At 64.3% G+C, this 9297-nt stretch carries 11 protein-coding genes and 1 pseudogene; 10 read left to right on the top strand and 2 right to left on the bottom strand.

Annotation, left to right across the window (positions count from 1 at the left end):
* Positions 1–114 precede the first annotated feature (114 nt).
* Positions 115–1056, top strand: coding sequence for a LysR family transcriptional regulator (locus MTX34_RS23230; RefSeq protein WP_243610967.1), 942 nt, complete (start codon positions 115–117; stop codon positions 1054–1056).
* A 178-nt stretch (positions 1057–1234) separates the two neighbouring features.
* A pseudogene (locus MTX34_RS23220) lies at positions 1235–1380 on the top strand (DoxX family protein); the annotation flags it as partial.
* Between the two features lie 21 nt (positions 1381–1401).
* On the opposite strand, the gene MTX34_RS23215 reads toward MTX34_RS23220, so the two are convergent.
* Together MTX34_RS23215 and MTX34_RS23210 are read right to left on the bottom strand one after the other, a co-directional pair.
* On the bottom strand, positions 1402–2058 hold the full coding sequence (locus tag MTX34_RS23215) for a nitroreductase family protein (RefSeq protein ID WP_243610966.1): 657 nt from the start codon (positions 2056–2058) through the stop codon (positions 1402–1404).
* Between the two features lie 24 nt (positions 2059–2082).
* Complete coding sequence (locus MTX34_RS23210) at positions 2083–2499, bottom strand: hypothetical protein (RefSeq protein WP_243610965.1); 417 nt, start codon at positions 2497–2499, stop codon at positions 2083–2085.
* 92 nt (positions 2500–2591) lie between these two features.
* Here MTX34_RS23210 and MTX34_RS23205 point away from each other — a divergent pair, with 92 nt between their 5' ends.
* The 8 genes from MTX34_RS23205 (at position 2592) to MTX34_RS23170 (ending at position 9297) form a co-directional block, all read left to right on the top strand.
* Positions 2592–3125 carry a MarR family winged helix-turn-helix transcriptional regulator gene (locus MTX34_RS23205; protein WP_243610964.1) on the top strand — a complete coding sequence of 178 codons (534 nt, stop codon included), beginning with the start codon at positions 2592–2594 and terminating at the stop codon, positions 3123–3125.
* Between the two features lie 196 nt (positions 3126–3321).
* Positions 3322–4836, top strand: coding sequence for an aldehyde dehydrogenase (locus MTX34_RS23200; protein WP_243610963.1), 1515 nt, complete (start codon positions 3322–3324; stop codon positions 4834–4836).
* A gap of 16 nt (positions 4837–4852) precedes the next feature.
* Positions 4853–5215, top strand: coding sequence for a RidA family protein (locus MTX34_RS23195; protein WP_243610962.1), 363 nt, complete (start codon positions 4853–4855; stop codon positions 5213–5215).
* Positions 5216–5247: 32 nt separating this feature from the next.
* Entirely contained in the window at positions 5248–5766 is a 519-nt protein-coding gene (locus MTX34_RS23190; RefSeq protein WP_094741477.1) for a cupin domain-containing protein, read from the top strand.
* A gap of 30 nt (positions 5767–5796) precedes the next feature.
* Entirely contained in the window at positions 5797–6747 is a 951-nt protein-coding gene (locus MTX34_RS23185) for a PDR/VanB family oxidoreductase (RefSeq protein WP_243610961.1), read from the top strand.
* Positions 6748–6755: 8 nt separating this feature from the next.
* The gene (locus tag MTX34_RS23180) at positions 6756–7760 is read left to right on the top strand and encodes a VOC family protein (RefSeq protein WP_243610960.1); all 1005 of its coding nucleotides are present in this window, start codon (positions 6756–6758) and stop codon (positions 7758–7760) included.
* Positions 7757–8566 (top strand): alpha/beta fold hydrolase, encoded by an 810-nt coding sequence (locus MTX34_RS23175; RefSeq protein WP_243610959.1) that lies wholly within the window; start codon positions 7757–7759, stop codon positions 8564–8566. Before MTX34_RS23180 ends, MTX34_RS23175 begins: the two co-directional genes overlap by 4 nt.
* Complete coding sequence (locus MTX34_RS23170) at positions 8563–9297, top strand: SDR family oxidoreductase (protein WP_243610958.1); 735 nt, start codon at positions 8563–8565, stop codon at positions 9295–9297. Before MTX34_RS23175 ends, MTX34_RS23170 begins: the two co-directional genes overlap by 4 nt.

The raw sequence follows: 9297 nt of genomic DNA, 5'->3' as shown, positions 1-9297 counted from the left end.
TGGGTGTGGTCTGGGCAGATTCGTGGCCACAGGCGGTCACATTCGTGGCCGCGAGTGGTCAGTTCTTATCGGCCGTCAGTGGGCATATTCATGGCCGCCTGTGGTCAGTTTTTCATGGCCGCCGACATGGAGGTCTCGATGGAGCTGCGTGTTCTGCGGTACATCGTCGCTGTCGCGGACACCGGGTCGATGACCGCTGCCGCGGGACGAGAGCGTGTGTCGCAGCCGTCGCTCTCACGCCAGATACGTGCACTCGAGAGAAACCTGGGCATCGAGATCTTCCGGAGGTCTGGGAAGCATCTCGAAGTCACCACCGCCGGGGTTCGTTTCGTTCAGGATGCACGAGACCTCGTGCTTCATGCCCGCTCGCTCGAGTCGACGATTCGCCGGGGCCGGTCGGCTGAGGACGTCTCCGTGGTGTGCAGCCCCCAGCTCTTCGACACCCTCATTGTTCCCGCTGCTCTCTCGCGGGGCTTCCCGGTTCGATCGCTGGTGGTGCGCGAATCGAGTGAGATCTCCGACTTCGTGAACGAGGGGTACGCCGACCTGGGAATCAGTCCTATTCGCGGCTATAAGGGACTCCGTTCGGTCCCGGTGACTTCTGTTCCTCTCAGTCTGCAGATTCATCCCGACGTCGATCCCTTCCAGGAGCACGAGATCTCGATCGCACGAATCAAGGAGGAGTTGGATGTCGCACTCGTCTCGCTGATCCCTACCCGCGAGACCAGGAAGATGTTCGATCGCTTCTGCATCTCCAGCGGCGTCGACATCGAGGTTGACTACGAAGTGGAGACTGCGCAGGTAGCTCAGCTTCTCGCGGCGTCGAACCGGTTCGCATGTGTGGTGTCTGACGACCAGCCCAGGTTCGGGCTCCACAGCCACCCTCTGAGGTCTGAGTCCGGGGACGCTGCACTCCCCATCTTCGCTCTGTGGAAACCAGATCACGCGATGGCATCCGAACTGCTCAGCATTGCCTCGAAGCTGGGTCCCTCACGGTCTCCCGTGGGGGAAGCGGACGTGACCTCTCCCGCTCGATCCGCATTCCGGAGTTCGTAAGACTCGTGCCGTATCGAAATGGCTTCGGACAACGCGGTCGAGATCGCCGACCGGATGTGGTTGATCCATCGACGGGGTCAACACTGCCCGCCATGTGCCCGAGTGCGCGAGGCAGCCGACCCACAGGTGTGCTGTTCTGCCCCAACCCCATTCGGTCGGCAGGTTCGGCAGATCGACGTTGGGTGGAGCCGTGCTCACCAACTGGAGCGGGGACAAGCCACTGCTGAGCACGGTGCTGTTCGCAGTCTATGTGGGCATCCTCGTGTGGGTGCTCTCCAGCTGCGCGAACCGAAGGTGCGTCAGGTCATGCCGATCTTGCGGTGACGCACTCGAGAAAACCGCGGATCACCACCGATCGAGGTGCAGCACCGTCTCGATCGGATCCCGCGGAGCAACCTTGAACGTCTCACCCGTGTAGTACGCCGTCGGAATCAGCGCGCCCTGATGAAAGTCCTCGGGGATGCCGAGCAGTTCGGATATCTCGGCTTCCTTCGCGAGATGGATTGTCGTCCAAGCCGTTCCGAGACCGCGCGCCCGCGCAGCCAGGGCGTAGTTCCACACCGCCGGCAACAGTGAGCCCCACAAGCCCGCCTGATTTCCTGCCGGGAGCGTCTTGCCGGCCTGGATGCACGGAATCAGCAGAACCGGAACCTCACCCATGTGCTCGCCGAGCCATCCGGCACTGTCTCCGACCCGCTTCTGCACCGATGCGCGTTCCGGATCGTCGGCGAACAGCGCCGACGCGGAATGCTTCGATGCCTGATACGCGGTGAACAGTTCACCGTAGATCGCCCCGATGCGAGCGCGAAGATCAGGATCGGTGACGACGATCCACTGCCACCCCTGCTTGTTCGACCCGGACGGTGCCTGCAGGGCGATCTCCAGACATTCCTTGATCAGCTCCATCGGCACCGGCCGCGTCAGGTCCAGACGCTTGCGGACGGTACGCGTCGTGGTCAGCAGCTCGTCGGGAGTGAGGTCGATGATCGGGAAGGAAGTCACCTCTCGATCATGCACCACCGGAAGTCACACCGGCAGCAACGGTCGGATCAGTGCCCATGCGGACGCGTCGACCCAGGACGGATTCGATTGCTGCAGCGATCGGAACACCTCGAGCATCGACAGTTCCTCGATGGACTGAATGTCCGACGCGAGGATCGGCTCATCGAACAGCGCGATGTCGGTGCTTACCTTCCATTGCGGAGCTGGGACCGGGGTGCCGGTAAGGGTGCCTGCACCCCAGATCCCGCGTCGGGGATGGCTACTGACCCAGAACAGCACTGGTTGTCCGGCAACCATCAGGCGCGTTCGGTAATTGTCGGCTACGCACCAGTCCTCGTGTGCGCGTCCGGCTTCGACCATCGGCGCGAGATCGGTCTTGTGCGGATTGCACTTGATCACCCAGGCACCGAGCGTCTGGTCCGTTATCGCCCGTGCCGTCACCGCCGCCAGCGTACCGAGCGGCAGACGTCCGTTCCGCGGGATTCTCCGTGTGCACACACGACCGCCTCGACGTGCCCGGTAGCTTGAGTCGTATGGATGGAGTCGATGTCATCGTGTCGCACTGGGCTGTTGCGCGCCCCGAACTCGACGTATCCGGACTGAAGGTCTTCGGCCGGTTGCATCGAAGCTTCCTGGTCTACAAGACCACCATTGCTGCGACATTCGAGAAGTACGGCATCACCGATTCCGGCTTCGACGTGTTGGCATGCCTCCGACGGTCACTGCCGGATCACCGACTGACGGCAGGCGAACTCGCCGAGCAGACGCTCGTCACCACGGGTGGGCTCTCACTCCGGGTGAAGCGACTCGAGGACGCCGGTCTCGTCACCCGCACCCGGGACGCCGTCGACGCGCGGGTCGTCTACGTCGAGATCACCCCCGCCGGTAGTGCTCTCGTCGATGCCGTTGCGGACGAGCACTTCCACAAGCTGAACACCATGCTCGGCGATCTGAGCGAAGACGATGTTGCGACCCTCGCGGCCTTGCTCGGCCGTCTGGAGCATTCGGCCCGAACAGTCGAGCTCGCGAATGCGCCTGCCGATCTGCCCGTGGAAGCCACCCCGTAGAAATTTTTTTCGACAATTAGTGATGCGGGGCACACTGCCTGTGACCTGCATCTCTTTCATTTCTGGCGCGTAAATCTTACGTAAAGCCAGCTCGGAACGGCCTTGCACGCGTTGACGTCTTAGCGCTAAGGCATTACAACTGTCTTAGCGCAAAGATAATTGCTTCGCCAACGCCTCAGCCGAACGGACTCCTTCGATGACACTCGCTGCACCACACGTCTCAGCAAGCCTCACCGCCGACCTCACCGACGAGATCTACGTCGGCGGCAGCTGGGTCCGCGGCGCAGGAGATCCAATCGAGTCGATCGATCCATCGAGCGGCGAAGTGTTCGCTACCCTCCACGCCGCGACGACCGAAGACGTCGACATCGCAGTCCGCAGTGGTTCCGCCGCGGCGCGGGTCAGCGGCTGGTCCACGATGCTGCTTCACGAGCGTGCCGCTGTTCTGCATCGAATCGGCAACGCGGTAGAGGACAACGCCGGCCGCATCGCGGCATTGCAGACCCTCGATACCGGTAAGACGCTGACCGAGACCCGAGCGCTGGCCATGAGCGCCGCCAACACGTTTCGCTACATGGCCGCTGCGGTGGAGACCATGGACGGCGCACTGACCACACCCCGCGGCCCATGGATGACGATGTCCACTCACGAGCCGATGGGCGTGATCGGTGCCATCACACCGTGGAACTCCCCCATCGCGTCCGACGCCCAGAAGATCGCTCCTGCACTGGCCGCGGGCAACGCCGTCGTCGCGAAGCCGCCGGTGTGGGCACCGTGGGTGACGCTGTTGCTGGCCCGGCTGTGCGACGAAGCCGGACTCCCCCCAGGCCTCCTGTCGGTCATCCCCGGCCCCGGCCGCACCGTCGGCGAAACTCTGGTCCGCCACCCCGGCGTCGCAAAAGTGACATTCACCGGCGGAACCAGCACCGGTCGTCACCTTGCGCATCTCGCGGCCGACAAGTTGATGCCCATCACCTTGGAGCTCGGTGGCAAGTCGCCCACCATCGTCTACGACGACGCCGACATCGAACGCGCACTGCAGGGTGTCCTCTACGGCATCTTCTCTTCGAGCGGACAGAGCTGCATCGCCGGTTCACGTATCTTTGTGCATCGCAACATCTTCGAGAGCTTCACCACCCAACTCGTCGAGCGCGCGCAGCGATTGCGTCTCGGACCTGGAACGGACCCGAGTACCGACGTCGCACCGATGATCGCTCTGCGACATCGAGATTCTGTTGCCGACATGGTCGACGCAGCCGTCGAGAACGGTGCGACGGTGTTGTGCGGCGGTGCGATTCCGACCGAGGGCGCACTCGCAGGGGGTGCCTACTACCCGCCGACCGTGTTGACCGACGTACGGAACTCCGACGCCATCTGCCAGGAGGAAATCTTCGGACCGGTCGCGGTGGTGCTCCCCTTCGACGACGACCTCGACCTCGTCGAGCAAGCGAACGACAGTGTCTACGGTCTCGCCTGCGGCATCTGGACCGAAGACCACCGACGCGCACTGCGCACAGCGAAGTCCATCGACGCCGGCACCGTGTGGATCAACACGTACAAGCAATTCTCGATCTCCACGCCGTTCACCGGGCTGCGCGACAGCGGGCTCGGCACCGAGAAGGGCCGCGACGCGGTACGGCAGTACTCGAACCAGAAGAGCATCTACCTCGATCTTTCCGATACCCCCTTGGCATGGGGCCGGAACCGATAAGCACGAAAGGACCAGCATGACAGGCACATTCACCAGCACATCGGCCCATCCTTACAGTCCCGCCTACAAGGTGGCCGGCTTCGGATTCGTCTCCGGCGCACTGTCCGTCGACACCGAGGGCACCGCGGTCGACGGCATCGAACCGGCCCTCGACGCAGCGGTCGCCAGGATGACCGAACGCCTCGCGACGATCGACATGACGCTCGCCGACGTCGTCAAGACCACCTACTTCGTCACCGACGTGACGACCCGCGACGCCGCGAACAGTCACTACAAGACCGTGTTCGCCGAGCCACGGCCCGCGCGATCGTTCGTCGAGGTCGCCGCTCTCCCCTACGGCGCGACCGTGGAAATCGAAGCCATCGCATACCGACCCTGAAACCCTCCACCATCACTCGAAAGGACCCCATCATGACCGCTCCGGAGAAGACCACATCCGACCTCGAGAACCTGATCGATTCCTGCATCGCCAGCAAGGAAACCCGGTTCGAGGACTGGGACACCCTCGGGTTCCAAGCCGCCAAAGGCGGAGATCGCTTCAAGCGCGCACAGATTCGCTACATCGGTTCGGGCGCAACGGGTAATCACGAGGGCGACTCCCGCTCACTGCCGTCCGAGCACTTCACGTTCTCCAACATGCGCCTTCCCGCAGGTGCAGTCGGGCCCGAGCACACCCACCACGACGTCGAGGAGGTCTTCTACGTCCTCGAGGGTGAACTCGAGGTCGCTGTCCACGACGTCGAGGACGGCACCAAGAAGGCAGTTCGCCGCCTCGGCTACCGCGATCTGATCCGCGTTCCTGCGGGCGTGCCGCGCAGCCTCGCCAACGTCGGCGACACCGACGCGCTGTTCTGTGTCGTCATCGGCGCACCCAAGCCGCAGCTGCCCACCTACCCGCCGAGCTCCGAAATGTTCGGCGTCACTCGCTGACCGAACAAACCTGTACGGAAGGAACTTTCGATGTCCGAGCACACAGCGAGAACTCTGCGCGTGCAGTGCAAGAGCTACGAAGCCGACGGCGTCACCAGTGTCACGCTGGTCGATCCCGACGGCAGCGCGCTGCCGACGTGGGAACCGGGAGCTCACGTGGCTCTGCACCTGCCCGGTGGTCTGACGCGCGAGTACTCGCTGTGCTCGGACCCGAGCGACACCAGCCGTTGGACCGTCGCGGTTCTGCGCGTCGAGAAGTCACGGGGCGGGAGCCTGCACGTCCACGACAAGCTGTCGGTGGGTGCGCTGATCGAGGTCGACGGCCCCCGTAGCGCATTCGCACTCGACGAGAGCGCGCAGCGGCACGTACTCGTCGCAGGCGGAGTGGGTGTCACACCGATCGTTGCGATGATGCGCCGGCTCGAGCAGACCGGCTGCGAGTGGACGATGCTCTACGCAGGACGCTCTCGCAGGACCATGGCATTCGCCGACGAGATCGCCGCATTCCCCGCCGCCACCATCCACGCCGACGACGAACAGGGCGGGCTACCCGACTTGCCTACGCTTCTGGGCGGACTCTCGGCCGGAGCAGTTGTCTACTGCTGCGGCCCGGCTCCCCTGCTCGATGCCGTCGCCGCCGCCATGCCACCGGAGGCAACCCTACGGACGGAACGCTTCGCCGCCCCGGAGATCATCGCCCCAGCAGGCGGTGACACCGCATTCGACGTGGTGCTGAACCGCACCGGCGAACGCGTGCCGGTCTCCCCTGATCAGTCGGTGCTCGACGCCCTGCTCGACGCCGGGCTCGACCTACCGAGCTCGTGCACCGAAGGCATCTGCGGTACCTGCGAGGTCGGCGTGGTCAAGGGCGATGTCGACCACCGCGACTTCCTTCTCGGCGAGGCCGAGCACGCCGCGAACAAGACCATGTTCCCGTGCGTATCGCGTTGCCGTTCAGCCGAACTCGTCCTAGACCTCTGAGGAGCCTCATGAGCGTGCCCACCCACCGCCAGCCCGTCCTGACCGACACACCCGTCTGCACACTGCGCAGTCTGCGATCGGTTGCCCTGACCGTGCCGAACCCGATTACGTCGCGCGATTTCTACCACGAGGTCTGGGGGCTGAGCACCGTCGAGGAGGACGGCGACCGCTTCTGGCTGCGCGCCACCGGAACCGATCATCACGTACTCGACCTACAGCGCGGCGATTCGAATGCACTGGGGCGCATCAGCTTTGCTGTCGGATCACCCAGGGAGGTGGACGACGCAGCTCGCGCCCTGCACCGAATCGGCGTTCCCGTCCTGCGTGAACCCGGCATGCTCGATCACGCCGGCGGTGGCTACGGGCTCCGGCTGGTCGACCCCGAGGGTCGCATCGTCGAACTGTCCGCCGACACATACGCGGTGCCCGCGCAGGATCCGACCGGCCGCCGGGCAATCCCTCGCAAGATTGCCCACGTCGTCCTCAACACGGTCGATATCGAACGGACCGCAGCGTTCTACACCCAGGTCCTCGGCATGCGTATCTCCGACTGGTCCGAGCGGCAGATGACATTTCTTCGGTGCAACACCGACCACCATGTCATTGCGCTCAACCAGGCACCCTGGACAGCGCTGAACCATATCGCCTACGAGATGCCGTCCATCGACCATTTCATGCGCGGAATCGGAAGCCTGCGCTCTCACGGCATCTCACCGCAGTGGGGTCCCGGCCGCCACGGCCCCGGCGACAACACCTTCTCCTACTTCACCGACCCCGCCGGCCTGGTCTGCGAATACACCTCGGAGGTCGAACAGATCGACGAAGATGCATGGCTCTGCCGGACCTGGCGTCGCACGCCGGAACTGTCGGATCAATGGGGCACGGCCGGACCGCCGACCGCCACTGTTCGAGCCGCGATGGCCGGCATCCCGGACCTCGGTGCACGAAAACTGTTCGAGCCGAACCACTCCGACTACTTCATCCCGATACCCGAACTGGTGGGTATCTCATGACCCTTGTTCAGACGACGCGTTCTACGTTCGTGGGCGGTCTACACGTGGTCGAACACCAGCCGCCCGAGCGCGTCTTCGAGCCGGTTGTGTTACTTCTGCACGGTATCGGCGGGTCGGCTCGATCGTGTGTGCCTTTGGCTTCCGAATTGGCCGACCGTGGCGTTCGGGCATGGTGCCTCGATGCCGCCGGTTACGGTGAGTCCGCTGATCCCGGAGCAGACCACGATGCCGTCGCCGACGTCCTCCGCGTCGCCGACGAAATTTCACCAGAGCGCCCTCTCGTGTTGCTGGGCACCTCGTGGGGCGGGGTGGTCGCCCTGGCAACAGCGCTCGCCCGACCCGAGCGGATCGCCGGACTCGTCCTCGCAGACAGTACTCGCGGCAGTGGTACCACCCCCGACAGAGCCAAAGCCATGAGAGCCCGCTCTCGCGACCTGGCAGAGCGAGGAAGCGCGGTTGTCGCTGCCGAACGCGCCCCTCGACTTCTCGCACCCGGTGCCGACCCTGAGATCGCCGAGGCGGTACGAGCGTCGATGACCGCGCTGCGCCACAGTGGGTTCGCCGCGGCGGCGGAGTTCATGGCATCCACCGACCACGGCCCACGGCTCGCAGAAATCGTTTGTCCAACACTGGTCCTTGTCGGCGAGCACGATGTGGTGACCGGCGTGAACGAGTCCCACCTACTCGCCGAGTCGATACCCGGGGCGCAGTTCCACTCGATCTCCGATGCAGGACACGTGGCAATCCAAGAACAGCCTGCCGCGGCCGCCGCACTCGTCACCGACTTCCTGGAGCACCTGACATGACCGGAACCATTGTCGTCACCGGCGGCGGCCGCGGACTCGGCCGATCCATCGCCGAACGACTCTGCAGCGACGGCAACCGAGTGGTCATCGCCGAACGGAATCCCGACACGGCCCACGAGTGCGCAGAAGCCCTGCGTCACAACGGGTACGACGCCGTGGCCGTGGTGACCGACATCGGTGACAGTGATTCCGTCCGCGCCCTCGCAGAGCGCGTGAGTGCGGAGCACGTGACCGGTCTGGTCAACAACGCCGCGATCGCAGACGGTGTCGGCGGCAAGACATTCTTCGATCTCGACGAGTCCGAGTTCGAGCGTGTCACCTCCGTCAACATTCGCGGTACCTGGGCGGTGTCGAAGTATCTGTGGCCCGCCATCGCGAAGTCGACGGGCGCGATAGTCAACATCGCATCCGATGTCGCGATGTACGGATCGCCGCGCTTGGTGCACTACGTCTCGTCCAAGGCTGCGGTGATCGGCATGACCAGATCGATGGCACGGGATGCCGGCGACTTCGGTGTACGGGTGAATGCCGTTGCGCCCGGACTCATCCGGGTGGAGGCGACCGAGAGCGTTCCCGACATCCGCTACCGCACGTACACCGAAGGTCGAGCCTTGAACCGCGAACAGACTCCAGAGGACGTCGCCGGCGTCGTCCGTTTCCTCCTGTCCGACGACGCAGCGTTCGTCACCGGACAAACCATCGTCGTCGACGGCGGCTTCATCTTCCGCTGA

The sequence above is a fragment of the Rhodococcus sp. ARC_M5 genome (assembly GCF_022810405.1).
GTDB lineage: Bacteria > Actinomycetota > Actinomycetes > Mycobacteriales > Mycobacteriaceae > Rhodococcoides > Rhodococcoides navarretei.
This window is presented reverse-complemented; position numbering and strand designations above follow the sequence as displayed.

Bases quoted from the DNA above. Each gene is read 5' to 3' on its own strand.
- MTX34_RS23230 (WP_243610967.1), top strand. From the start codon at position 115: ATGGCCGCCGACATGGAGGTCTCGATGGAGCTGCGTGTTCTGCGGTAC.
- MTX34_RS23205 (WP_243610964.1), top strand. From the start codon at position 2,592: ATGGATGGAGTCGATGTCATCGTGTCGCACTGGGCTGTTGCGCGCCCC.
- MTX34_RS23200 (WP_243610963.1), top strand. From the start codon at position 3,322: ATGACACTCGCTGCACCACACGTCTCAGCAAGCCTCACCGCCGACCTC.
- MTX34_RS23195 (WP_243610962.1), top strand. From the start codon at position 4,853: ATGACAGGCACATTCACCAGCACATCGGCCCATCCTTACAGTCCCGCC.
- MTX34_RS23190 (WP_094741477.1), top strand. From the start codon at position 5,248: ATGACCGCTCCGGAGAAGACCACATCCGACCTCGAGAACCTGATCGAT.
- MTX34_RS23185 (WP_243610961.1), top strand. From the start codon at position 5,797: ATGTCCGAGCACACAGCGAGAACTCTGCGCGTGCAGTGCAAGAGCTAC.
- MTX34_RS23180 (WP_243610960.1), top strand. From the start codon at position 6,756: ATGAGCGTGCCCACCCACCGCCAGCCCGTCCTGACCGACACACCCGTC.
- MTX34_RS23175 (WP_243610959.1), top strand. From the start codon at position 7,757: ATGACCCTTGTTCAGACGACGCGTTCTACGTTCGTGGGCGGTCTACAC.
- MTX34_RS23170 (WP_243610958.1), top strand. From the start codon at position 8,563: ATGACCGGAACCATTGTCGTCACCGGCGGCGGCCGCGGACTCGGCCGA.